This window comes from Lysinibacillus xylanilyticus, from assembly GCF_001708185.1.
GTDB lineage: Bacteria > Bacillota > Bacilli > Bacillales_A > Planococcaceae > Lysinibacillus > Lysinibacillus xylanilyticus_A.
Window position 1 is genome coordinate 570,651 of record NZ_MDDN01000001.1, and the last position, 23,741, is coordinate 594,391.

Below are 23,741 nucleotides of genomic sequence, written 5' to 3' on the forward strand. Positions count from 1 at the left end.
CTTGGCGGTCATTGTGATATTCGCTAGGGCTTTTTCTAAATTATGTTTTACTTGATAATTTAGTTAAAAGAAAAATCGTTGTATATCGTTCCATGTAACGATGACCATTAAAATCATTAATAGTACGATACCTACAAAATGCACAAGACCCTCTTTTTGTCGATCAATTGGCTTACCACGTAATGCTTCGTAGCCGAAGAATAATAGACGACCACCATCAAGTGCTGGGAGCGGTAGTAAGTTCATAATTCCAAGGTTAATACTTAACATTGCAGCCCAATTCATTAAATTCATGAATCCATATTGAGCTACTGCTTCTGTAGCTTTATAAATGCCAACTGGACCTGATAGCGCATCTATCGTGAATTTACCGGTAACTAACATACCTAGCAACTCAAATATTCGAACCGTCATATTATAGGTTTCTTGAGCGCCATAAACAACTGCCTTCAATGGATTAAATTCACGTGGGCTCTCGTACTTAACACCAATTTGACCATACGTCTCACCCGTATTTTCATCTGTCATTGCTTTAACCGTCATTGGAAGATTTTTTGTTTGTCCATCTCGTTCAATTGTTACATTAATTGTTTCACCTGGACGATCTTGTACATTTCCAGCCAAATCTTGCCATTTTTCAACCGCTTGTCCGTCGATGGCAGTTACTTTATCGCCGGCAACCATTCCTGCTTGTGCAGCTGGATCATTTGCTACAACTTCTGTTATGATTGGCTCATACGTAGGTACCCCATAAAATAATCCAATTAGCAAATAAATAACAAAAGCTAAAATAAAGTTAAACAATGGACCTGCAAAGATTGTCATGGCACGTTGACCAACCGTTTTAGCGTTAAATTGACGGTCATATGGTGCAATTAACGTTTCTCTACCGTTTTCTACGAGCATACAATCTCTTGCAACATTGTAACGAACTAAATTTTCTTCTTCATCATAACCTTCTACAAACAATTCTTTTTCTAAATCGGCACGCTCAACTTCTAAAAATAATAAATCTGGTAATTGCTTATTATTTTGATTGAAAATAATTTTCTTCACCACATTATCTTCATCTACAATAAGCCCTACGCGGTAGCCCGGCTGTAATTCGGCGCCATCCATGTCTTCACCAGCCATACGAACGTATCCACCAATCGGCAATAAGCGTATCGTATAGATTGTTTCACCATGTGTTTTCCCATAAATTTTTGGTCCCATACCAATTGCGAATTCTCGAACCATGATTCCTGCGCGTTTCGCAAACAAGAAGTGACCGAATTCATGGAAGAATACGAGTAGGCCAAATATTAAAATAAATGCAATAGCTGTTTGCATAATACCCCACCTTTAAAAGCGAATAGTTAACGATATCTTCTCTCGTTATTTTACCATGTCTAACACTGTTTTTCTTGTTTCACCATCTACATGTAAAATTGTTTGCAAATCTGGCACTAATATGTTGTTATGTGCCTGCATTACACGCTCAATCGTTTCGTCAATTTCAAGGAATGTTATGTGCCCTTGTAAAAATGCTGCAACTGCCGCTTCATTCGCCGCATTCATCGCCGTTAAAATTGTGCCGCCTGTACGCCCAGCCTCATAAGCTAAACGCAATGCTGGATAACGTTCAAAATCCATTTCTTTAAAATGTAACTGACCAATTTGTGCTAAATTAAGTCGTTGTCCGTTATGTAGCGGCATACGATCTGGGTAGCTTAAGGCATATTGAATAGGTACACGCATGTCCGGTGTACCTAGCTGTGCAATGACACTAGTATCATGATACTCAACTAAGGAGTGAATAATACTTTCTCTATGCAAAAGTACATCAATTTTATCATATGGCATATCGAATAAGACATGTGCTTCAATGACTTCTAGCCCTTTATTCATCATTGTAGCTGAATCTATCGTTATTTTCGCACCCATTGACCAGTTCGGGTGATTTAGTGCATCTGCAACTGTTACATGCTTCAATTCCTCACGTGTTTTGTCACGGAAACTACCACCAGAAGCTGTAATGATTAAACGTTCAATATTTTTCGGATTCTCACCATTCATCGATTGGAAAATTGCGGAATGCTCACTATCAACCGGCAAAATTGTAGCATTATATTTCTTTGCCTCCGCCATTACTAAATGTCCAGCAGTGACAAGTGTCTCTTTATTGGCAATTGCAATGGTTTTGCCCATACGAATTGCGGCTAATGTCGATTCTAGACCAACACTCCCAAGAACAGCGTTTACAAGCACCGTTGAATCAGGGTGTGTAGCCACCTCTACTAGTCCTTTTGCTCCAAACGTAAAATGGACTTGTGGATATTCCTTAGCGAGCGTAAGTGCATCTTCCTCTAATTGAACAGATACTAGCTCAGGCTTCAAAGTTTCGATCATTTCACGAGTTTTATCGATGTTTTTTCCAGAAGAAAAGGCCACTAAATGAAAGGCTTCACGTTGTTCTTTTAAAATATCATAGGTTTGCCAACCGATTGAACCAGTTGCACCAAGTAAACTTATTTTTTTCACGACAAATTGTCCCCTTTTTCTATCTAAGCAAATAAAAATGTACGATATAGAGTAATGCTTCTATTGTTCTTAGTTACCGAAAAGATGTAAAAAATGTAGTAATGGCACGACGAATAATAGACTATCAAAACGGTCTAAAATACCACCATGCCCAGGCAAAATATTACCTGAATCCTTGACGTCAAAATGACGCTTTATAGCTGATTCCACTAAATCGCCCATTTGACCAATAATTGAGGCAAAGATTGTCACGAAAATAAGTGAAACATAACTATTCATAAATGGATAAATTGCTTGCATTCCGATAGCAAAGATCACCGCAATGACAATCCCACCTACAAAGCCCTCTACGGTTTTCTTAGGTGAAATTTCAGGCCATAGCTTATTTTTACCTAGCTTTCTTCCTACAAAGTATGCGCCTGAGTCAGTTGTCCAAACAACTAGCAAACAGTAGACAACATATTCAAGACCGACATTTCTTGTTTCATTTAAATAATGAAAGCCTAAGCCAACATAAAACGCACCTAATAAAATAAAAGCAACTTCATCAAATGTTATTTTATTTTTCACAAGGACTACGTATATGAGCAATAACATCATAAGTCCATAAACAACCATTAGCGTGGACGAATAGCCAATTGCCTCTACGATTTCACTAGACCAGTCCTTTGGTATAACAAGCAATATTAATGTTAGTAGCCCTAAAAAGCCAGGCACTGAAAAAAGTGAAATACCTTTCATTTTTAGTATTTCATAAAAGCCAACAACAGCCATTGCAAGTACAAGTAGTGTAAATGGCACTTTTCCATAAATAACGAATGGAATAAATAGCGCTCCTGCAATTATTGCTGTGATAATTCGTTGTTTCAAGTTGTTTCTTCTCCCTTCAGCCCACCGTAACGGCGATTACGTTTCTGATAGTTTTCCACCGCTTCCAGTAAGTTTTCCTCACTAAAATCTGGCCACAATGTATTTGTAAACCAAAATTCTGTATAAGCGAGCTGCCATAACATAAAGTTGCTTAATCGTACTTCACCACTTGTACGAATTAACAAATCTGGCTCTGGCAGATGGGCCGTCATTAAATGAGATGTCAAGCATTCTTCTGTTATGTCTTCCATCGTTAATTGACCGTCTTGCACTTTTTGAAGCATTGTTTTCATGGCGCCAACCATTTCTGAACGACTCCCATAATTCAAAGCAAAATTTAAAATTAATCCTGTATTATGCTTCGTTTCCTCCATCGCCTCATACAATGCTTTTTGTGTATGCGCAGGCAACAAAGATGAATCGCCGATCATTTCAACACGTACATTGCGTTCCATCATTTCAGGTAAAAAGGAACCTAAAAATTCAACAGGTAAACGCATTAGAAAATCGACCTCTGTTTTTGGTCGTTTCCAATTCTCCGTAGAGAACGCGTACACCGTTAAAACTTTAATACCTAGATCTGATGCAAATCTAGTTACCTTTCGTACCGTCTTCATACCTTCATGGTGTCCAGCAACACGTGGCATGGCACGTTTCTTCGCCCAACGTCCATTTCCGTCCATAATAATCGCTACATGGGCAGGAATCGGCTCGTTTTTAGCATGGGCAACACGTTCCTCCAATGATAGTGTATCCATTTTTATTTGTTTACCTAATAGCTTTTTAAACATGCTAACTCCCCCACTACAACTAATCGGACGTATTCTAACCTATCATAACAAACAAAAGCGCTTTTTGTCTTTTTTTTCTCTCTAAATTGACTATGTATGAACTATCTTATTTTAGAACAACAAATTTATAAAGAAAAGCCTGTAAAGAAGTCCGTTAATTGTATCACACCATCTAAGAAGACTTATTCCGAGGCATTTTCCTCAAATCGCGTTAAAAACAGTTCCTCTTAAATCCTAAGCAAAAATAGATGATAGGTTATTTTCATTAAAACTAAATATATTCTGTTACATAATAATTTAACAGTAAAGAGAAAAGACGTCCTGTTATTTATAGGACGCCTTCATCTCATTAAAAAGTTCCATCATAGACATGCAAATTGAGTTTTTTACACTTCTAGAATTTCTTTTTCTTTGTCTTTCGTTACTTGGTCTACCTTTACAATGAAATCATCCGTTAATTTTTGAATATCTTCACCGTAGCCACGTAGATCATCTTCTGTGATTTCGCCAGCTTTTTCAAGTTTTTTCAGATCATCATTGGCATCGCGACGAACGTTACGTACAGCGATTTTTGCATCTTCTGCTTCTTTTTTCACTTGCTTCACAAGATCTTTACGACGTTCTTCTGTTAAAGCAGGCATCATTAAACGAATGACAGAACCATCGTTTGTTGGTGTAATACCAATATCTGATTTCATAATTGCTTTTTCAATTTCACCTAAAATCGTTTTATCGTAAGGTGCAATAACTAATAAACGCGCTTCTGGTACCGAAACACCTGCAAGCTGATTAATTGGTGTTGGTGCACCATAATATTCAACTGAAATGCGATCTAATAGAGATGCATTTGCACGCCCTGCACGGATTGAAGATAATTCACGTGTGAAAGCAGCGATTGTTTTGTTCATTTTTTCTTTAGTTTGTTCTAAAATTTGTTTAGCCATTATGCATTCCTCCTAACAACAGTTCCAATTTTTTCACCTTGTACGGCACGTTTAATATTACCTGGTTCCGTAATCGAGAAGACAATTAACGGAATATCGTTATCCATACATAAAGTTGAAGCTGTAGAATCCATTACTTGTAAACCTTGTTGAATAACGTCTAAATATGTGAGTGTATCGTATTTAATGGCAGTTATGTCTACCTTTGGATCTGCAGAATAAACACCATCTACATTATTTTTTGCCATTAAAATTGCATCTGCGTCGATTTCTGCTGCTCGTAATGCTGCAGTAGTATCAGTAGAGAAGAACGGGTTACCTGTACCTGCCGCAAAAATTACAACTCGTTTTTTCTCTAGATGACGAACTGCTTTACGACGAATGTAAGGCTCTGCTACTTGTGTCATCACGATGGAAGATTGTACACGTGTTTCAATCCCTAATTTTTCAAGAGCATCTTGTAACGCTAAGGAGTTCATAACTGTTGCTAGCATACCCATATAATCGGCTGCTGCACGATCCATGCCCATTTCGCTACCAATTTTTCCACGCCATATGTTACCGCCACCAACAACAACAGCAACTTCTACATCAAGATCTACTACTTCTTTCACTTCTTCTGCAACAGCCTTGATTATTTTTGGTGATAAACCGAAGCCCGCCTCTCCAGCTAACGCTTCACCACTTAATTTTATAACTACTCGTTTATATTGTGGCACACTCATTGTAAACCTCCATCAGACTTTATTTAAAACATCTCTATTCCCTTTTCCATTATAATATATATAACAATAATTGCTAGTTGTGAATAAGGCAGAATAGGAAATTATATGGCTCATCACCATAACGTGTGGTTGATTTCCGTTCCGACTGGGCGATTCCTGGGAATGTCCAGCCTCCACTTCAATCAACATACATAGAATACGTTTTATAAAATGTCATCCACAACTTTTGGTGGATGAACCAATGATATCTTTTTTTGCTCATTTCGGAAAAATAGGGAACACGCTATGTTGTGTTCCCCATTTTTAGTCTAGAAAATCTAGATATTATTTGATTAGGATCAAATGCAAGCTAAATTAGTTACCTTTAACTTGGCTCATTACTTCTTCAGCGAAGTTATCTTCACGTTTTTCGATACCTTCACCTACTGCGTAACGTACGAAGCCATTTACTGAACCACCAGTTGAAGCAACGAAGTCACGTACTTTTTGGTCTGAGTTTTTAACGAATGATTGGTCAAGTAAGCAAACATCTTCGAAATATTTACCAAGACGTCCTTCAACCATTTTCGCTACGATATTTTCTGGTTTACCTTCGTTAAGTGCTTGTTCAGTTAATACTTTACGCTCACGTTCAACTTCTTCAGCAGAAACTTCATCACGAGAAACATAAGTTGGGTTAATAGCTGCGATGTGCATAGCAACATCTTTAGCAGCTGAAGCATCTGTAGAACCTTCTAAAGTAACTAATACACCGATGCGACCGCCCATGTGTAAGTAAGAACCGAATGCATCTGCATCAGTTTTTGTTTTCACTTCGAAACGACGAAGAGTGATTTTTTCACCGATTGTTGCAATTGCTGATGAAATTTGGTCAACAACTTTTACACCTTCAGCATTTGCAATCTCTAATGCAGCTTCAACTGTTGCAGGTTTAGCAGCAAGTAATTGCTCAGCTAATGAAGCAACTAATACTTGGAATTTATCGTTTTTAGAAACGAAGTCCGTTTCAGCATTTACTTCTAGGATGATTGCTTCGTTACCTTGTTCTAAAATGTAAGTTGTACCTTCTGCAGCGATACGGTCAGCTTTTTTAGCAGCTGAAGAAAGACCTTTTTCACGTAGGAAATCGATCGCAGCATCAATATCGCCATCAGTTTGTACTAGCGCTTTTTTACAATCCATCATTCCAGCGCCAGTTTTTTCGCGTAATTCTTTTACTAATTGTGCAGTAATGTTTGCCATTTAGTGTTTCCTCCTCAAATTGGTTGTACAAATTTTAGTGATAGGTTCTAAAAAAGGTGATAAGGGTCCTGAGCCACTTATCACCTTTTTGTAAACGTGAATTACTCAGCAGCAGCTTCTACAGCTGGAGCTTCCTCTTCACCTTGTTTTGACTCGATTAAAGCGTCAGCCATTTTAGCAGTTAAAAGTTTAACAGCGCGAATAGCATCATCATTAGCAGGAATTACGTAGTCGATTTCATCTGGATCACAGTTTGTATCAACAATACCTACTAGAGGGATGTTTAATTTAATAGCTTCTGCAACAGCAATACGTTCTTTACGTGGGTCAACAACGAACATTACGTCTGGAAGAGCGTGCATATCACGGATACCGCCTAAGAATTTGATTAGACGTTCGTGTTCTTTTTTAAGTTGGATTACTTCTTTTTTAGGTAAAACTTCGAAAGTTCCATCTTCTTCCATTTTTTCGATTGCTTTCATACGTGCAACACGTTTTTGAATTGTACCGAAGTTTGTAAGAGTACCACCTAACCAACGTTGGTTGATGTAGTAGTTGCCTGAACGTTCAGCTTCATCTTTGATCGCTTCTTGTGCTTGTTTTTTCGTACCAACGAAAAGAACTTTACCACCGTCTTGACCAACTTGACGCATGAAGTCATAAGCTTCCTCTAATTTTTTAACAGTTTTTTGTAAGTCGATGATGTAGATCCCGTTACGCTCAACGAAGATATATTTCTTCATTTTTGGGTTCCAACGACGAGTTTGGTGACCGAAATGTACACCAGCTTCAAGTAATTGTTTCATAGAAATTACTGACATGTGTATTTCCTCCTAGTATGTTTGGTTTTTATCCTCCGCATTTATCACTTGCAACAAGCTACCCTAAGCTTAGAGCACCACTTACTACATCAAAATGCGTGTGTATTAATAACACCATTTGCAACTATATCATAGCTTTATCCCATTCGCAACTGTTTTAGTTATGAAACTTCAATAATAGCTCGATTTCTGTTTTTCCTCTTTGAAGTTGCTTTGCAATTTCTTCTGATGTTTTACCTTGTTTTGCTAATTCAATAGCTTGTTGTTCTATTGTTAATGGCTTTACTTCGTCTTTTCGTCTTGCATCATTTAGTTGTTCGGCTGCATGTACAACCTTTGCTTCAGTCTTAACTCCAGGTTGTTGCTGGCGTGAATAAGCATTGGCTACGATATTTTTTGGCACATAAAAACGCGGTTCATGATCTATACTATTAGAACCCTCTACTGTGCTTTCTTCTTTTGTCAGCGAAGGAGATTGCTCCTGCTCCTTTTGTCTCGCAATCTGCTCTACCTGTTTAACAGCATCCGATTTCGTTGCAGACATTGAAACTCCTTGCAACTCTTGAATTAGGCGATCGTTTTCATCTTTCATTTCAGCCAAATAGACACTTATAGTATCATCCATTTCACGCATTAAACGTTCTTGCTTTTTTTCTAAATCTTTAAATTTTGCTAGTTTTGTATTTAAAATGATGAGGAAATAAAATGAAAGTAATTGTAAAAAAAATAGAACCGCAATTAGTATGGTTGTCATTGTAAACTCCTATCCACTAAAATCCACGAAATTACCCTTAAACGGATGTTGAACCTGTTTTTTCGGCTCTTCGTTATTATTTTTTTTCTTTTTTCGAGTACCTTTTATATACTCGACACCCGCTTCTTCATCTTCACCAATCTCATCCATACCCTCAGAAGTATTCACAACTTTTTGCTTGCGTTCAATTTCTTTTTTTAACGCTTCATTTGCATGTGCTTGCTGAGCCAAAGTTTGTTGATGTGCCTGATCTGCCATTTTCCCAGCTTCAAATGTTTTCGGAATAGCTATTTGTAGTTCGACACCCTTTAAACTCATTAGACTTCCTCCTTCAATAGTAGGTATATAAGATTATTACGCATTAATCATTTCGGTAGATAATAATTTTCGTAACTTTAATAGTGCCTTAGAGTGGATTTGTGAAATACGTGACGTAGATAGTTCAAGCATTTCCCCAATTTCTGTTAATGTTAATTCTTCTGTATAAAATAAACTAAGCACCAACTGCTCTTTATCATTTAGCTTTTGGATATTTTCAGCTAAGTCCTCCAGTAATTCTGACTTAACGATCGCTTGTTCAGGGGTCTCAGTCGTATCATCACGTATAACAAATGACTTTCCATCCGTTTCATCTTGATCTTGCTGCTCATTAATGGAAAGAACATTTGAAAAGAAATGTTCCTGTACAGTTTGGTAAACTTCCTCAACAGGTAAAGTCATATGTTCCGCAAGTTCCTCAGGTGTTACATGACGCATATATTTTTGTTCTAACTGTTCAATCTGCGCATCTAACTTTTTTGCCTTCTCACGTGCGGAACGCGGCAACCAATCTTCCTTACGTAAACCATCAATAATTGCGCCTCTTACTCTAAAAGAAGCATATGTATCAAATTTCAAGTCTCTATTAATATCAAATTTATTTAATGCATCAAAAAGACCTACCATGCCTAAGCTCGTTAAATCGTCTCGAGATACACTTTTTGGTAAACCCGCACCAATGCGCTGTACATGATATGATACTAGAGAAATATATTTTTTTATAAGCATATCACCAGCATCTGGATCGCGCTCATGTATCCAACGATTCCACAGCTTTTGTTCATCGTTCAGAATTGGTTGTGTCATGTAATCCACCTCTCTTAAGAAAAACGCATTTACGCGCCTGTTTGCCATTGACTACGATTACCTCTGAAAGAAATATGTTTTTATTGTTCTTTTTCCTGCCAAAATTCTGTTCATTCGATAGGGGCAACAGAGCGATGTTAGCCGTAAGCATCTAACATAAAACATCGCCCTTCTTTCCTATATTATAACAAGAATCGACTTTAATTTCATTTGTTTCTCCTACTCTATCACATATTCTTTAAATTTATTTGTCGGCCATATTTTTGTTTGGTTATAGCCAAAATTCGTCTAGTTTTAAATGAGGATCAGGACTAGCTCTTTAGCCAAGACGAAAACTTTGCCCTTAGTTTTCCACAGATAAGTTACTTTCACAAAAAAAGAGCCGCTATTCGCGACTCCTATATTTATGCATTTATTTGCTGTTCATCCTCACGATTCATCATCGTTCGTACAACCTGGGCAATTTCATCTGAGCTTTCATCCTGAAACTCAACAGTTGAGTTAGCCGTCGGTGTTTCTTGATCTTCCCCGCGATTGACAGATTCGTTTTCTTCTAGCTCACCTTCAACGACCTCTTCATCGCCCTCTGGTGTGAATAACACGTAGGCAATTAAAAACCTTACAATATACATGACAAAAAACATAATTATTCCCGCTACAAATGATCCTATGATAATACGTAATGGTGTAAAAGGTTTTTGAAATGTACTAAAAAAATAGAGAGAAAAGGCAACTAACGCACCCCATAGGTTATAAAAAATAGAACCAAACATTATATTTCACTCACTCCTTGGTTAACCGTTCGAATATGTAATGTCGACGTCGCAGGAGAAAATTCAATTGTTCTCCCACTATTACCACCCGTGTCTTCGGCAACTAAAGGAATTCCATGGCGTTTTAACTCAAACTTTACCGCTTCTACATTACGCGGACCGATACGCATTGAATCTTTGTCAGAAGTAAATTGAAACATTTGCGCACCACCCGCAATTTTTGCTTTTAGCTTAAATTTTTGAACGCCCTCTAACTTTAATAGGTCAATCATTGCCGCAACGCTTGTGTCAGCAAATTTAGCCACATTTATTGACTCTTGTCTACCTAAACTCGAATCTGGCAACATTACATGTATTAAACCAGCAATTTTTTTTGACTCATCATATAAAATAACACCTACACAAGATCCAAGACCTGATGTTCTTATCGTGTTTGGTAACTTTACTACATCCATTTGTGCAATTCCAACTTTTATCACTTGTCCATTACTATTATTCAACATCATCTATGAAACTCCTAATGCTTTAAAAATAGCATCAAATGAATCTGGGTCTGGTAATAAGAAAAAATGTCCTTTTACTGTTTCTTGGTCCTCTGCACCGTCTTCAAAAATGGATGTGTTTATTACGATTACATTATCGCTAATATGTGATAATTCAATCAAACCAATACTAATAATAGCACCAAACATATCAACACTTAGCCCTGGCACTGTCGGATAAATTTTTAAATTTGTAAAGTCAGATAACGCTGATAAATAAGAGCCAGATAAAATATTACCCATTTCCTGCATAGCTGATAAACCTAACTCTGAAACAGGTTGTTTTTTAAAGTCGAATGATTCATCGTATATGAGACGACGGATAAAACGATTTGCTTGTTCAATTGGCAGGATAAAAAACATACTACCTTCAGCATCACCTTCAATGCGTAGATAGATTCCAACTACGACATTTTCAGATCCTCCAGCAAGCTCCATCATGTCATTAAATGACACCATTTCAACCTTTGGTACTCGCATATCAATTTTTTTACCAAGTAAATTGGAAAGTGCTGTAGCAGCATGCGCAGCACCAATATTTCCAATTTCTTTCAATACGTCTAAATGTAGTGATGTAATTTTTTGATTAAATATCATTATCGACCCCTACTTTAGTGGATTTAGTACTTTCTCTAAATGTAATAAAATTAATAAACGTTTGTCTATTTTAGCTACGCCTGAAATAAACTCTTCTTCGAGTGAACCAACTACTTCTGGTTGTGGTTCAATTGAGTTTGCAGGTATGTCTAACACATCATTTGCAGAATCTACTACGAAGCCTACTTCCATATCCTCTAATGAAATAATGATGATACGAGTTGTTTCTTCATGCTCGGAGATCGGTAACTCAAATCGTTCACGTAAGTCCACAATTGGTGTTACGACACCGCGTAGGTTAATAACACCTTTTACAAATTTCGCTGTTTTCGGTACACGCGTAATATGCATTAGTTTTTCAATCCCTTGTACATGTGATACAGGAATCGCATATTCTTTATCTGCTAATTGAAAAACAATCACTTTAATACTTTCTTGTTCCACTGCGTTTGTCATTATTTACACCTCTCTTATTCATTCACCTTATTTAATAAGTGCGTTACAATCCACAATTAAGGCTACTTTCCCATTACCTAAAATTGTTGCACCTGAAATTGCAAAGATATTCGTTAAGTAATTTCCTAATGATTTCAGAACAATTTCTTGTTGACCAATGAATGAATCCACTACTAAACCAGCAAGCTTCTCACCTTTTCGAACGATGACCACTGAATGGAATTCGTCAACCTGAGGTTCTTTGCGAGGTACCTCAAAGATTTCTTCTAAGAATACTAGTGGTACTACTTTGCCACGGAAATCGATTACTTTTTGATTATGCGCATTCATAATTTCTGACGAACGGATAATGGAAGTTTCAATAATTGATGAAAGTGGAATTGCATAAATCTCTTTTTCGATTTCTACTAGCATGACAGAAATAATCGATAATGTCAGTGGTAATTGAATCGAGAATATTGAGCCTACATCTTGTGTAGATTCAATGGAAATATTTCCACCCAATGATTCTATTGTTGTTTTAACAACGTCTAATCCTACGCCTCGGCCTGATACATCAGAAATAACATCTGCTGTTGAGAATCCAGAAGCCAAAATAAGCTCATTAATTTGCTTATCTGACATTGAGTATGATTGTTCTTGTGTAACAATACCTTTAGAAATAGCTTTCGCTAGTACTTTTTCACGGTTAATACCGGCTCCATCGTCTTCAATTTCAATAAAGACATAGTTACCGCTATGATAAGCACGTAGTACAACCGTTCCTTCTTCTGGCTTTCCTTTCGCAAGGCGAGCTGTAGGATTTTCAATACCATGGTCGACAGAGTTACGGATTAAATGAACAAGTGGATCTCCAATTTCATCGATTACCGTACGATCTAGCTCTGTTTCGGCACCGATAATTTCCAGGTTAATTTTCTTATTAAGATCACGAGATAACTGACGGATCATTTTCGGGAAGCGATTGAATACTGTTTCAACTGGAACCATACGCATCGTTAAAATAATTGTTTGTAAGTCACCCATGACGCGGCTCATACGCTCTACAGTTTCATTTAACTCACCGTGATTAACCTCAGTTGCAATAGACTGTAGTCGCCCTCGATCTATCACAAGCTCTTCAAATAAGTTCATTAAAATATCAAGACGCTCGATATTAACACGAATTGTTTTATTACCAACAGGCGCATGACTTTTATCCGCCTTAGCAGGAGCTTCTGCCTTTGCAGGTTTAGGTGCTGGTATATTGTTTGCAGGTGTAGTAACAGGTTTAGCCTCCGGTTCTATCGTTGCTGTAGCTGTTACTTCTTGAATTGCTTGTTCTTTTTCACTAAATTGCTTTTGTTCGAGCGTAGCGACAATCACTTCTTCGACTTCTGAAACTTTCATAATCTTTTTCTGCATATCTTCAGCAGATTCTTTTGTCACGAAAGCTACATAAAATTGTTGATCGAACTGCTCATCTTCAAGCTTATCTACAGATGGATTTGATTTAATAACATCCCCATCTTTTTCTAAGATTTCAAACACCATAAATACACGTGCCGCTTTTAACAGACAGTCTTCACGTAGTCTCACTGAAATTTCAAATGCATTGAAACCTTGTTCAGCAGATTGTGCAATAACTGTTTCTTCAAAGCTGTCATACTCTAAAACACTTGCTACAGCAGTAACTGTTGTCTCAATAGATGCGACAGTCACTTCTTCAACTTCTGAAACTTTCATAATCTTTTTCTGTATATCTTCAGCAGATTCTTTAGTTACGAAAGCTATGTAAAATTGTTGGTCGAACTGTTCGTCTTCAAGCTTTTCTACAGATGGATTTGATTTAATAACATCCCCAACTTTTTCTAAAATCTCAAACACCATGAATACACGCGCTGCTTTTAACAGACAGTCCTCACGTAATCGCACTGATATTTCAAATGCATTGAAACCTTGTTCAGCAGATTGTGTAATAACTGTTTGTTCAAAGCTGTCATACTCTAATACACTAGCTACAGCAGTAACTGGTGTCTCAGTAGTTGCTACTACTTCAGGAATCGCGTACTCGCCTAATTCAATACGCTTTAACTGCGCTACAGTTGAGGATACATCACGTTTTCCATCACCGCCATTCGCAATGTCCATTACCATTTCTTCTAGATGGTCTACAGACTCAAAGACAACATCTAAAATTTCAGGAGTTACATGGATTTTCTCGTTTCGGATTGCATCTAACACGTTTTCCATTTTATGAGTTAAATCCGCTAAATCTTCAAAGCCCATTGTCGCAGACATACCTTTTAATGTATGTGCAGAGCGGAAAATTTCTCCAACAATCGCCAGATCATCTGGATTTTTTTCTAGTTCTAATAAATGTTCACTACATGCTTGTAAATGGTCTTTACTTTCTTCGATAAACATCTCTAAATATTGATTGACTTCCATAAGAGGACACCCCTTTTAAGGCAAATATTTCATTATTGTTTGTGCAATATCATCTACATCTGCAACTTCATCGACAAGCTGCGTTTCCACTGCTGCTTTTGGCATACCATACACTATACAAGTTTCAGCTGATTCTGCGATAGCAATCACATTCCCAGAACTCTTCAGTGCTTTTAGCCCATTTGAGCCGTCATGGCCCATACCTGTCATAATAACTGCCACTTTATCAAAATCTTTAATTTGGCTTACATCTTCGAACATCACATCTACAGAAGGGCGATGTCCAGATTTAGGTGGTTCATTATTATCAAGGACTATTCCAAAGGAGGTACCTACTTTTCTAAGTTTTAAATGATACCCACCTGGTGCAATATACGCCACTCCAATTTGGAGAATATCTCCTTGCTCAGCTTCCTTTACGGTAATCTCACTCAATTGATCTAGACGAGTAGCAAGAGATTTTGTAAATCCTGCTGGCATATGCTGGACAATTAAAATGGGTGCTTGAATTGATTTAGGAATCTTTGTAATTACTTCCTGCAGTGCTCTTGGTCCACCAGTAGACGTACCAATCAGCACAATTTTCTTACTCACTTTACTCCATTCCACATGTGGCTTCGATAGTTCTGTCCTTGTCGGAGAAACATGGACAGGAGGAGTCATCCTACTTTCACTAAGTGATTCTCTTCTAATGGTACTCGCATTTAATGCCTGTTCTTGTTGTTTTTTACTACCAGAAGGTTTCTTTAATTTTGAAATAGGTACCAATGCTGCTTGTTCAACTTTGTGGACAAGCTCAGTTTGGATTTTATGTAAATCAAGAGAAATTGTTCCGCTAGGCTTCGCGACAAAATCTACTGCCCCAAATTCAATTGCTGTTAAAGCATTTTCAGCCCCACGTTGAGTTGTACTAGAAAGCATAACAATAGGTACTGGACATATAGCCATAATTTCTTTTAAAGCATCAAGCCCATTCATTTCAGGCATCTCAATATCCATTGTCACAACTGTTGGCTTCAATGTTTGAATTTTTTTTATCGCATCTTTCCCATTTCGAGCCGTTCCAACTACTTCAACCTTCGAGTTGCCAACAAAAAAGTCACTAATTAGCTTTCTCATAAAAGCAGAATCATCAACAACTAATAGCTTGCTTTTATGTAAAAAGTCCAATTAATCACGTCCTTTCGAAAAAATACTTCTTAATTTAGTTAAGAATTTACCCGCTGACTGATCATGTGCATGAACTTGCTCCGCACGATGTTCTATAAAACGCGCCACTATAAGTTGAAGTGTCTTTGAAATAAGTGCGTCTGGATAAGCAAGTGAAAAAGGTACTTGCTCACGCACAGCCTTACGCACAACAGAATCTTCAGGTAATGAACCCAACACAGTAACCTCTTTTTCCAAAAAACGTTTCATCGTAAGCCTTAGTCGTTCAGTGGTTTCTATTCCTTCTTCCTTGCTAAAAGCACGGTTACAGAGTATATAAAATTGCTTGTCCGCATCTCGTAAATGAATGTATTTCATCATCGAATATGCATCTGTAATAGAGGTCGGCTCTGCGGTTGATACAACAATGATTTCATTTATTGAGGCTAGTAAATCTAATGACCAACTAGTAGCTCCTGCCCCCATATCAAATAAGATATAATCGAAGTTTTTTTGAAACTGTTCAAATCCATAAACAAGTCGTTCAAACATCGCTTCTGACCACTCAAGGACACTCGACAAACCAGATCCACCTGCAATATATTTTAAACCATAAGGGCCTTCAAAAATTACATCGTCTATAACCTTATTCCCGTCCAAGTAATCTTTCAAACTATTAGAAACATTTTTCCCAATTAAAATATTGATATTCCCCATACCAATATCCATATCAACGATTAGAACTTTTTTCCCTTTATTAGCCAATGTAGTGGCAAAATTTATTGTGAAGTTACTTTTACCGACCCCACCTTTGCCGCTTACAACTGCTATTGCTCTACCTAATTCACCCTGCTGTCCCAACATTTTTAAACGTAATGTTTCAGCTTGGTCTCTCATTTTTCTTCACCTTGGAAAATTAAATTTAATACTACTTCTAAATCAGCTTCTTCAATATCCTCTGGTACTTCTTGACCATTCGTGTAGTAAGCAAGTCCTTTATTATATTTAATCATTAAATTAATCATTGTGCCAATAGAATTTGTTTCATCAATCTTAGTAAAAATAAATTTTTCAATTGGTAATTGCTTAAATTGATCTACAATGTTTGCCATGTCCTTTTCTTTTGTTGTCATCGCAAGTACTAAGAAGGATTCGGCTTGATCATCAAATTTTATGAGACGCTGTAGATCATCTACATATTTAACCTCTTTATAATTGCGACCCGCTGTATCTATAAACACTAGATCTAAATGGGACAATCGTTGGATTGCTTGTTCAAAATCAGTAGCGTTATAGGCAATTTCGACAGGTGCCTGCAATAGTCCGGCATACGTTTTTAATTGCTCAATTGCGGCAATCCGATAAGTATCGGTCGTAATAAAGCCTATTTTTTTCTTTTTCTCTAAAACGGCTCTAGCTGCCATTTTCGCAATTGTCGTAGTCTTTCCGACACCTGTCGGACCTAAAACATTAATATATTTTTTTTCGTAGGATAAGCCTCCGACCGGAAGATTCTCAAGCTCTTTGCGCATTAAATTTTTCGTAATCATCTTACATTGTGAGAAATTGATTTCTGATGCTTCTTTGAAATGCATAAAAAGCTCATCACCAATCGTTGTGATGAGCTCTTCATTTAGCTCCTGCTGTCTTAAGTATTCAATGAAGGGTAAGAGTTCATCGGGATATTGAGCTTGTGTGGTCTTCTTATGCATGGACTGCATTAAAGCCTTAAGATCTGTAATTTCCTTCCTCAATTCTTCAGAAATGCCACTTTCCTCATGTAAGACTGCAGGGTGCTGTGGCTGGTGTATTTTGGATTGAACAGCATTCGTAATCTCTAGTAACCTAGCATCTTCTTTATTAGTTTTTGTTATAGGTAAAGCTGCAGGTGCTGGAGCCGTATTACTTGGCTCCATTGAATCGATCCCTGCAACAACCTCAAAACTTTTCTTTTTAATCATTCCAAAAAATTTTTTAGTGACCACAACTTTTGAATTCAAAATGACAGCGTCCTCACCTAATTCCGCACGCACAAGCTTCATCGCTTCTGGTATGGAGGATGCATAATATTTTTTCATTTTCATTCAACATTCACCACCCCAACACTTTGAATTTCAACCGAAGCATCAAGTTCATTGTATGAAAGAACTGGAATTTGCGGGAAATAACGCTCCGTTAGTTGACGTAAATACATACGAACTGCAGGCGAGCATAAGATAATAGCAGATTGTTCCATAAAGGAAACGCGCTCTACTTCTGCAGCAATGGTTTCCAAGACCGTTTGAGAATCTTGTGGATCCATCGCTAAGTAATTTCCGTGATCAGTTTGCTGAATACTATCAGCAATCATTTTCTCTACTTTACCCGAAACAGTTATGACCTTCAATGACGAGCTGTCCCCTACGTATTGAGAAGTAATCTGACGTGCCAATGATTGGCGTACGTACTCGGTTAATATATCGGTATCGCTCGTTAACTTTGCATAGTCTGCTAGCGTCTCAAAAATAATTGGTAGATTTCGGACTGAGACATTTTCACGTAAAAGTTTACCCAGTACTTTTTGAATTTCACCTGTTGATAATGGTGTAGGTGTCAATTCTTCGACTAAAATCGGATGTGTTTCACGTAAATGATCGATTAGCTGCTTCGTCTCTTGACGACCGAGTAATTCATAAGCATTTGCACGAATCATTTCCGTTAAGTGGGTTGATACAACGCTCGGTGGATCAACAACTGTATAGCCGAACATTTCGGCATCCTCTTTAACTTGCTCAGTAATCCACTTAGCAGGTAGTCCAAATGACGGTTCAACTGTGTCAATACCCTCGATAGAATCATCGTCTCCCGGACTCATTGCTAAATAATGATCAAGGAGAAGTTCACCACGCGCCATTTCGTTACCTTTTATTTTAATTCGATATTCATTTGGTTGTAATTGAATATTGTCACGAATACGTACAACCGGTATTACAATCCCTAATTCTAATGCTAATTGTCGACGTATCATGATGACGCGATCTAATAAATCGCCACCTTGAGCAGCATCTACTAATGGTATTAAGCCATAGCCAAATTCAAACTCGATTGGGTCCACATTTAATAAATTCACAACATTTTCAGGGCTCTTCATGCCGTCTGTTGCCACTTCTTCCTCAATTTCAAGTAATTCTTCTGCATCCTCTGGTTTCTTACGTTCCATCATATAAGCACCAGCAACTAGTGAAACACCAATTGGAAGTGTTACCCAGAGAGGTATAGGTGTAAAGAATCCAAGTAAAAGTATTGTGCCACCCGCTACATATAGCAGTTTTGCTTGGGCAAATAACTGTCCTGTAATATCCTCACCAAGACTCCCTTTAGAGGATGCACGTGTTACAACAATCCCTGTCGCTGTGGAAATCAATAATGCAGGAATTTGTGATACAATACCGTCTCCAACTGTTAACTTAGAAAAATGAGTTGCTGCTTCTGCAAATGGAAGATCCATCTGCACAACCCCGATGATGATCCCAAATAATAAGTTGATAATAACCATGACCATTGAGGCAATGGCATCCCCTTTTACGAATTTCGTGGCACCATCCATTGCTCCGTAGAAGTCCGCTTCACCCGCTACTTTGTCGCGTCGTTCACGTGCTTCTCGCTCAGAAATAACTCCTGCATTTAAGTCAGCATCAATACTCATTTGTTTACCCGGCATCGCATCAAGAGTGAAACGTGCTGCTACTTCTGCTACACGTTCCGCCCCTTTAGTAATAACGATAAACTGAATTAACACAAGAATTAAGAATACAACTAAACCAACAAGAACATTCCCGCCGACTACGAAATCACCAAAGGTTTCAACAACAGAACCAGCATCTCCATTCGCTAAAATAGCACGTGTTGTGGAAACGCTCAGTCCGAGTCGGAACAAGGTTAACAGTAAAATAACTGAAGGGAAAATAGAAAAATCTAACGCTTCCTTCATACTCATTGCTGTTAACAGTACTATTATTCCTAGTGTAATATTAATGACGATTAAGAAACTTAACATCCACGGAGGAAGAGGGATGATGAGCATCGCAACGATTAAAATAACCGCACCTAAAACCCCTATATCGCGAACTTTCATTTGTGTCCCTCCTACTAAAAGCTTTAAATTTTCCGCTTAATTCGATAAACATAAGCGAGTATTTCTGCTACTGCTTTGAAAAACTCATCTGGTACCTGATCGCCGATTTCTACTTGATCGTACATTGCTCGTGCTAATGGTCTATTTTCAACCATAATCACATCATTTTCTTTGGCAATCAGTTTAATTTTTTGAGCGATAAAGTCTGTCCCCTTCGCAACGACGCGTGGGGCTTCCATACTTTCCTCATCATACTTGAGGGCAATCGCGTAGTGAGTAGGGTTTGTTATGACAACATCAGCGCTTGGAATCTCAGACATCATACGACGCATCGCCATTTCGCGTTGGCGTTGTTTGATTTTCGATTTGATCAGCGGGTCACCCTCACTATTTTTATATTCATCTTTAATGTCTTGCTTCGACATTTTAAGATTTTTTTCGTATTCAAGTTTTTGGTACACCCAGTCTAGAAAGGATACACAAAGTAAAACGAGGGAAGCTGCAATTCCCATAATACCAACAAGCTTACCCACTGTAATTAGCGTCATCCATGGACTTTTAAAGGATAACGCCAAAACCTCCGGCAAATTTGTCCATATAATAATTGTTGTAACACCACCGATAAAGCCAATCTTTAATACTGACTTTAAAAGCTCTACAATGGCTTTAACAGAAAATATTTTTTTTAACCCTTTAATCGGGTCCATCTTTTTCAAATCAAACTTCATCGGCTCTAATGTAAATAGAAAGCCAAACTGTAGAAAGTTACCTGCCAATGCTCCAACAAATGCAATTGCCATAATTGGTACAACAATAATAGCCATTTGCATTAATGTTTCTGTAAATAGGCGCATCACACTATCAATTGTTAGTGTTTCTACGCGTATGTTATGAATGAAAGTTTGCCTGAAAAAAGCTAGGAGTTCGTCTCGCAGTGAACCTGCAAAGAAGAATAAAAAGATAAATACCAGAAGCATGACAATCGCACTGGATATATCCTGACTTTTGACAACCTGACCTTTTTTTCGAGCATCCTGTCGTTTTTTGGGTGTCGCCTTTTCCGTTTTTTCTCCCGCAAAGTACTGTAAATCTAAATCCAGCAGTAGCAGCATCTTACCCACCACCTAAAATAGCCATTAAATCACGCATAGCATAAATCATAATTGTAATAAGTTTTTGAATAACTTGAACCATGACAGCCATCATTGTGAATAACACTAGTAAACTAACACCAATTTTAATGGGAAAACCGACAACAAAAATATTTAATTGTGGTACAGTTTTCGCTGTGATTCCTAGCGCCAAATCGACTAAAAATAAAGTTGCTACGACTGGAGCGGCCATTTGAAAGGCAATCGCAAAAACAGCCGTAAATGTTGTGATGATAAACTCGATATAATCGTCATTTGCGAAATTAGGGAATCCTTGATCCATCGGTAAGAATTGATAACTATAATAAATTCCATCGAGAATCATATGATGTCCATCTATTGCTAGCAGAAAGAGTAATGCTAGCGTATTAAAAAATTGTCCAATCAATGGACTTTGTGCACCTGTTTGCGGGTCAATAATGTTGGCAATGGCAAACCCCATTTGAAAATCTATAAAGCTTCCGGCAATTTGAATTGCCGACATGATGATGTAGCCTATTAGACCAAGTAACAGCCCAATGAGCGCTTCCTTCACCACTAAAAGTATGTAATCACCATTAACTACAAATGGTTCAACGTCAATTGTATAATACATCATCCAAGCTAAAACTATTGCGAGAGTTATTTTGACTTTTGCCGGAATCGTTCTGTATGAGAATAAAGGTACACTCACAAAGAAAGCTGAAACGCGCACAAGTACTAATAAAAAAACCGTAAAATGCGGGATTAATTCATTCATCTACTCACCCTATATAACGCGTTAAATTCTCAAAAATGTCTCTCGCATAGCTTGTCACCTGTGATAACATCCATGGACCGAAAAATACGATAGCTACTAATACAGCGATGATTTTTGGAACGAATGCTAACGTTTGCTCTTGAATCGAAGTTGTTGCCTGAAAAATACTTACTACTAAACCAACGATTAAAGCAACTAATAGTAGCGGACCGCTTGTTAGAAGGATAATCATAATGGCACGCTCTGCAATTGAAATAACCAATTCACCTGTCATACTGTATCATCCCCTAAAAACTTTGTAGTAATGATTTTATCACCAGGTACCAACCATCAACGAGTACAAATAATAAAATCTTAAACGGCAATGAAATCATAACCGGCGGTAACATCATCATCCCCATCGACATTAGCGTACTTGCAACAATCATATCGATTACTAGGAATGGAATAAAAATCATAAAACCAATTTGGAACGCTGTTTTAATCTCACTCAACGCGAAAGCAGGTACTAGCATTGTAAGGGGAATTTCTTCTACAGATGCTGGCTTTTCTGCCTGATTATACTTTAAAAACAAATCAAGGTCCTTTTGCCTTGTATGCTTACTCATAAACTCTTTAAATGGTACACTTGCCCGATCATATGCTTCCTCAAGCCCAATTTCTTCAGAGAATAATGGCTGTAATGCCTCTTTATTGACCTCTTGAAATGTTGGAGCCATAATAAAGAAAGTTAAAAACAAGGAAAGACCTACAATGACCTGGTTTGGTGGCATTTGCTGTGTCGCCAATGCCGTACGAACAAACGATAGCACAATAACAATTCGTGTAAACGATGTCATTAAAATTAAAATACTTGGTGCTAGTGATAGAACAGTCAACATTAAAAGGAGCTTAACAGAAGTTGAGACGTTTGTCGGATCGCTGTTGGAAAAAGTATTGATTACATCATTCATTTATCATCGTTCTCCTTTTGCTTCCATTTATCCAGTTCTTCACTACGCTCCTGTTTAATTTCGGAAATCTTCTTTTCAAATAGTTCACCAAAAGCGTTTTGATTTTGCTTTGTTGATGAACTCTCATTATTTTTTCTCTTAAACTTCGAAAATACTTCTGCAATATACGGTGATGTTGCTGCAAGTTCTTGTCGTTCATTATAAAGTGCTAATAGTGATGCAATTTCATCAGGATCAGTAATTTCACGTAACAACTGTACGTCCTCACCAACCCCAACTAAATACAGTGTTTTACCTACTTGTAATAGCTGTACCGACTTTTGAGCACCTAACGATAAACCGCCTAAATTTTGTACCAATTGATTACGTTGAAAGTTTAAATTTCTTTTATTTAAAAACTTCATCAATCCATAGAATAAAGCTACAACAAAAATAAGCGCCAAAACCATTTTTATGTATTCCCATGCAGATATGTCTCCAGCTGCTTCTCGATTTAAATCATCTTGCTTAGCAGCTGGATCTTTATCTTCTGTACAATCTCCTTTATTTATGCAGTCATTTACACTATTCGTGTTAGAGTCTGCATACACTGAAGTCGTTGTAGGGTACAAAAACAGGAAGGATACAAGAAATGCGAAAATCATCGTTAGACGAAATGATTTTAACATTCGCATGCAATCATCCTAGAGCTTTTTGAATCGCTTCAATTACACGATCAGCTTGGAAAGGCTTAACGATAAAGTCTTTCGCACCTGCTTGAATTGCATCGATTACCATAGCTTGTTGACCCATAGCTGAACACATAATTACAGTTGCATTTGGATCTGAACCCTTAATTGCTTTAAGAGCTGCAATACCATCCATTTCAGGCATTGTAATATCCATCGTTACTAAATCTGGCTTTAATTCGTTGTACTTTTCAACAGCCTGTAAACCATCAGCTGCCTCACCAACAACTTCAAATCCATTTTTCGATAAAATATCCTTGATCATCATGCGCATGAATGCAGCGTCGTCTACAATCAAAATTCTTTTTGACATG

The 23,741-nt window shown here is 37.6% G+C and carries 26 protein-coding genes; all 26 read right to left on the reverse strand.

Annotated features, from left to right (window positions below):
• Window positions 1-63: 63 nt before the first annotated feature.
• Window positions 64-1,332, reverse strand: a complete 1,269-nt coding sequence (gene rseP, locus BFJ97_RS02830; protein WP_068983123.1) for an RIP metalloprotease RseP — start codon at window positions 1,330-1,332, stop codon at window positions 64-66.
• 45 nt (window positions 1,333-1,377) lie between these two features.
• Entirely contained in the window at window positions 1,378-2,523 is a 1,146-nt protein-coding gene (gene dxr, locus BFJ97_RS02835) for a 1-deoxy-D-xylulose-5-phosphate reductoisomerase (protein ID WP_068983124.1), read from the reverse strand.
• Window positions 2,524-2,592: 69 nt separating this feature from the next.
• On the reverse strand, window positions 2,593-3,393 hold the full coding sequence (locus BFJ97_RS02840; protein WP_068983125.1) for a phosphatidate cytidylyltransferase: 801 nt from the start codon (window positions 3,391-3,393) through the stop codon (window positions 2,593-2,595).
• Window positions 3,390-4,184: an isoprenyl transferase gene (locus BFJ97_RS02845; RefSeq protein WP_068983126.1), complete on the reverse strand. Its 795-nt coding sequence runs from the start codon at window positions 4,182-4,184 to the stop codon at window positions 3,390-3,392. The genes BFJ97_RS02840 and BFJ97_RS02845 overlap by 4 nt, the downstream gene beginning before the upstream one ends.
• Before the next feature lie 386 nt (window positions 4,185-4,570).
• A complete protein-coding gene (gene frr / locus BFJ97_RS02850) occupies window positions 4,571-5,128 on the reverse strand; it encodes a ribosome recycling factor (protein ID WP_068983127.1) in 558 nt (185 codons plus the stop codon).
• Window positions 5,128-5,853, reverse strand: a complete 726-nt coding sequence (gene pyrH, locus BFJ97_RS02855) for a UMP kinase (protein WP_068983128.1) — start codon at window positions 5,851-5,853, stop codon at window positions 5,128-5,130. The genes frr and pyrH overlap by 1 nt, the downstream gene beginning before the upstream one ends.
• A gap of 354 nt (window positions 5,854-6,207) precedes the next feature.
• The gene (gene tsf, locus BFJ97_RS02860; RefSeq protein ID WP_068983129.1) at window positions 6,208-7,095 is read right to left on the reverse strand and encodes a translation elongation factor Ts; all 888 of its coding nucleotides are present in this window, start codon (window positions 7,093-7,095) and stop codon (window positions 6,208-6,210) included.
• Window positions 7,096-7,196: 101 nt separating this feature from the next.
• Window positions 7,197-7,916 carry a 30S ribosomal protein S2 gene (gene rpsB / locus BFJ97_RS02865; protein WP_049668466.1) on the reverse strand — a complete coding sequence of 240 codons (720 nt, stop codon included), beginning with the start codon at window positions 7,914-7,916 and terminating at the stop codon, window positions 7,197-7,199.
• Window positions 7,917-8,073: 157 nt separating this feature from the next.
• Window positions 8,074-8,670: a hypothetical protein gene (locus tag BFJ97_RS02870; RefSeq protein ID WP_068983130.1), complete on the reverse strand. Its 597-nt coding sequence runs from the start codon at window positions 8,668-8,670 to the stop codon at window positions 8,074-8,076.
• Between the two features lie 9 nt (window positions 8,671-8,679).
• Window positions 8,680-8,988 carry an RNA polymerase subunit sigma gene (locus BFJ97_RS02875; RefSeq protein WP_068983131.1) on the reverse strand — a complete coding sequence of 103 codons (309 nt, stop codon included), beginning with the start codon at window positions 8,986-8,988 and terminating at the stop codon, window positions 8,680-8,682.
• A 36-nt stretch (window positions 8,989-9,024) separates the two neighbouring features.
• Window positions 9,025-9,795: a FliA/WhiG family RNA polymerase sigma factor gene (locus BFJ97_RS02880; RefSeq protein ID WP_068983132.1), complete on the reverse strand. Its 771-nt coding sequence runs from the start codon at window positions 9,793-9,795 to the stop codon at window positions 9,025-9,027.
• 404 nt (window positions 9,796-10,199) lie between these two features.
• A complete protein-coding gene (locus BFJ97_RS02885; protein ID WP_068983133.1) occupies window positions 10,200-10,568 on the reverse strand; it encodes a hypothetical protein in 369 nt (122 codons plus the stop codon).
• Entirely contained in the window at window positions 10,568-11,074 is a 507-nt protein-coding gene (locus BFJ97_RS02890) for a chemotaxis protein CheD (protein ID WP_175401658.1), read from the reverse strand. The genes BFJ97_RS02885 and BFJ97_RS02890 overlap by 1 nt, the downstream gene beginning before the upstream one ends.
• Complete coding sequence (locus BFJ97_RS02895; protein ID WP_068983134.1) at window positions 11,075-11,707, reverse strand: chemotaxis protein CheC; 633 nt, start codon at window positions 11,705-11,707, stop codon at window positions 11,075-11,077. It abuts the gene before it with no gap.
• A 9-nt stretch (window positions 11,708-11,716) separates the two neighbouring features.
• The gene (locus BFJ97_RS02900; RefSeq protein WP_068983135.1) at window positions 11,717-12,163 is read right to left on the reverse strand and encodes a chemotaxis protein CheW; all 447 of its coding nucleotides are present in this window, start codon (window positions 12,161-12,163) and stop codon (window positions 11,717-11,719) included.
• 27 nt (window positions 12,164-12,190) lie between these two features.
• Window positions 12,191-14,593: a chemotaxis protein CheW gene (locus tag BFJ97_RS02905; RefSeq protein ID WP_083226889.1), complete on the reverse strand. Its 2,403-nt coding sequence runs from the start codon at window positions 14,591-14,593 to the stop codon at window positions 12,191-12,193.
• A gap of 15 nt (window positions 14,594-14,608) precedes the next feature.
• A complete protein-coding gene (locus BFJ97_RS02910; RefSeq protein WP_083226890.1) occupies window positions 14,609-15,763 on the reverse strand; it encodes a protein-glutamate methylesterase/protein-glutamine glutaminase in 1,155 nt (384 codons plus the stop codon).
• Window positions 15,764-16,639, reverse strand: a complete 876-nt coding sequence (locus BFJ97_RS02915; RefSeq protein ID WP_068983136.1) for a MinD/ParA family protein — start codon at window positions 16,637-16,639, stop codon at window positions 15,764-15,766.
• On the reverse strand, window positions 16,636-17,826 hold the full coding sequence (gene flhF / locus BFJ97_RS02920) for a flagellar biosynthesis protein FlhF (RefSeq protein WP_068983137.1): 1,191 nt from the start codon (window positions 17,824-17,826) through the stop codon (window positions 16,636-16,638). Before flhF ends, BFJ97_RS02915 begins: the two co-directional genes overlap by 4 nt.
• The gene (flhA, locus tag BFJ97_RS02925) at window positions 17,823-19,856 is read right to left on the reverse strand and encodes a flagellar biosynthesis protein FlhA (protein WP_068983138.1); all 2,034 of its coding nucleotides are present in this window, start codon (window positions 19,854-19,856) and stop codon (window positions 17,823-17,825) included. The genes flhF and flhA overlap by 4 nt, the downstream gene beginning before the upstream one ends.
• Before the next feature lie 23 nt (window positions 19,857-19,879).
• Window positions 19,880-20,968 carry a flagellar biosynthesis protein FlhB gene (gene flhB / locus BFJ97_RS02930; protein WP_068983139.1) on the reverse strand — a complete coding sequence of 363 codons (1,089 nt, stop codon included), beginning with the start codon at window positions 20,966-20,968 and terminating at the stop codon, window positions 19,880-19,882.
• Between the two features lies 1 nt (window position 20,969).
• Window positions 20,970-21,746 carry a flagellar biosynthetic protein FliR gene (fliR, locus tag BFJ97_RS02935; RefSeq protein WP_068983140.1) on the reverse strand — a complete coding sequence of 259 codons (777 nt, stop codon included), beginning with the start codon at window positions 21,744-21,746 and terminating at the stop codon, window positions 20,970-20,972.
• A gap of 4 nt (window positions 21,747-21,750) precedes the next feature.
• Window positions 21,751-22,020 (reverse strand): flagellar biosynthesis protein FliQ, encoded by a 270-nt coding sequence (gene fliQ / locus BFJ97_RS02940; RefSeq protein ID WP_068983141.1) that lies wholly within the window; start codon window positions 22,018-22,020, stop codon window positions 21,751-21,753.
• Between the two features lie 13 nt (window positions 22,021-22,033).
• A complete protein-coding gene (gene fliP / locus BFJ97_RS02945) occupies window positions 22,034-22,699 on the reverse strand; it encodes a flagellar type III secretion system pore protein FliP (RefSeq protein WP_068983142.1) in 666 nt (221 codons plus the stop codon).
• A complete protein-coding gene (locus BFJ97_RS02950; RefSeq protein WP_254660106.1) occupies window positions 22,696-23,367 on the reverse strand; it encodes a flagellar biosynthetic protein FliO in 672 nt (223 codons plus the stop codon). Before BFJ97_RS02950 ends, fliP begins: the two co-directional genes overlap by 4 nt.
• A 10-nt stretch (window positions 23,368-23,377) precedes the next feature.
• Entirely contained in the window at window positions 23,378-23,740 is a 363-nt protein-coding gene (locus BFJ97_RS02955; protein ID WP_049668450.1) for a response regulator, read from the reverse strand.
• Between the last annotated feature and the right edge of the window lies 1 nt (window position 23,741).

Excerpts from the sequence above, each read along its gene's own strand:
- BFJ97_RS02875 (WP_068983131.1), bottom strand. The coding sequence starts at position 8,988 with ATGAGTTTAAAGGGTGTCGAACTACAAATAGCTATTCCGAAAACATTT.
- BFJ97_RS02915 (WP_068983136.1), bottom strand. The coding sequence starts at position 16,639 with ATGAGAGACCAAGCTGAAACATTACGTTTAAAAATGTTGGGACAGCAG.
- fliP (WP_068983142.1), bottom strand. The coding sequence starts at position 22,699 with ATGAATGATGTAATCAATACTTTTTCCAACAGCGATCCGACAAACGTC.
- flhF (WP_068983137.1), bottom strand. The coding sequence starts at position 17,826 with ATGAAAATGAAAAAATATTATGCATCCTCCATACCAGAAGCGATGAAG.
- BFJ97_RS02870 (WP_068983130.1), bottom strand. The coding sequence starts at position 8,670 with ATGACAACCATACTAATTGCGGTTCTATTTTTTTTACAATTACTTTCA.
- BFJ97_RS02895 (WP_068983134.1), bottom strand. The coding sequence starts at position 11,707 with ATGATATTTAATCAAAAAATTACATCACTACATTTAGACGTATTGAAA.
- fliR (WP_068983140.1), bottom strand. The coding sequence starts at position 21,746 with ATGAATGAATTAATCCCGCATTTTACGGTTTTTTTATTAGTACTTGTG.
- BFJ97_RS02845 (WP_068983126.1), bottom strand. The coding sequence starts at position 4,184 with ATGTTTAAAAAGCTATTAGGTAAACAAATAAAAATGGATACACTATCA.
- BFJ97_RS02950 (WP_254660106.1), bottom strand. The coding sequence starts at position 23,367 with ATGTTAAAATCATTTCGTCTAACGATGATTTTCGCATTTCTTGTATCC.
- fliQ (WP_068983141.1), bottom strand. The coding sequence starts at position 22,020 with ATGACAGGTGAATTGGTTATTTCAATTGCAGAGCGTGCCATTATGATT.
- flhB (WP_068983139.1), bottom strand. The coding sequence starts at position 20,968 with ATGCTGCTACTGCTGGATTTAGATTTACAGTACTTTGCGGGAGAAAAA.
- pyrH (WP_068983128.1), bottom strand. The coding sequence starts at position 5,853 with ATGAGTGTGCCACAATATAAACGAGTAGTTATAAAATTAAGTGGTGAA.
- BFJ97_RS02900 (WP_068983135.1), bottom strand. The coding sequence starts at position 12,163 with ATGACAAACGCAGTGGAACAAGAAAGTATTAAAGTGATTGTTTTTCAA.
- BFJ97_RS02955 (WP_049668450.1), bottom strand. The coding sequence starts at position 23,740 with ATGTCAAAAAGAATTTTGATTGTAGACGACGCTGCATTCATGCGCATG.
- BFJ97_RS02905 (WP_083226889.1), bottom strand. The coding sequence starts at position 14,593 with ATGGAAGTCAATCAATATTTAGAGATGTTTATCGAAGAAAGTAAAGAC.
- tsf (WP_068983129.1), bottom strand. The coding sequence starts at position 7,095 with ATGGCAAACATTACTGCACAATTAGTAAAAGAATTACGCGAAAAAACT.
- frr (WP_068983127.1), bottom strand. The coding sequence starts at position 5,128 with ATGGCTAAACAAATTTTAGAACAAACTAAAGAAAAAATGAACAAAACA.
- rseP (WP_068983123.1), bottom strand. The coding sequence starts at position 1,332 with ATGCAAACAGCTATTGCATTTATTTTAATATTTGGCCTACTCGTATTC.
- BFJ97_RS02880 (WP_068983132.1), bottom strand. The coding sequence starts at position 9,795 with ATGACACAACCAATTCTGAACGATGAACAAAAGCTGTGGAATCGTTGG.
- rpsB (WP_049668466.1), bottom strand. The coding sequence starts at position 7,916 with ATGTCAGTAATTTCTATGAAACAATTACTTGAAGCTGGTGTACATTTC.
- BFJ97_RS02885 (WP_068983133.1), bottom strand. The coding sequence starts at position 10,568 with ATGTTTGGTTCTATTTTTTATAACCTATGGGGTGCGTTAGTTGCCTTT.
- BFJ97_RS02890 (WP_175401658.1), bottom strand. The coding sequence starts at position 11,074 with ATGATGTTGAATAATAGTAATGGACAAGTGATAAAAGTTGGAATTGCA.
- flhA (WP_068983138.1), bottom strand. The coding sequence starts at position 19,856 with ATGAAAGTTCGCGATATAGGGGTTTTAGGTGCGGTTATTTTAATCGTT.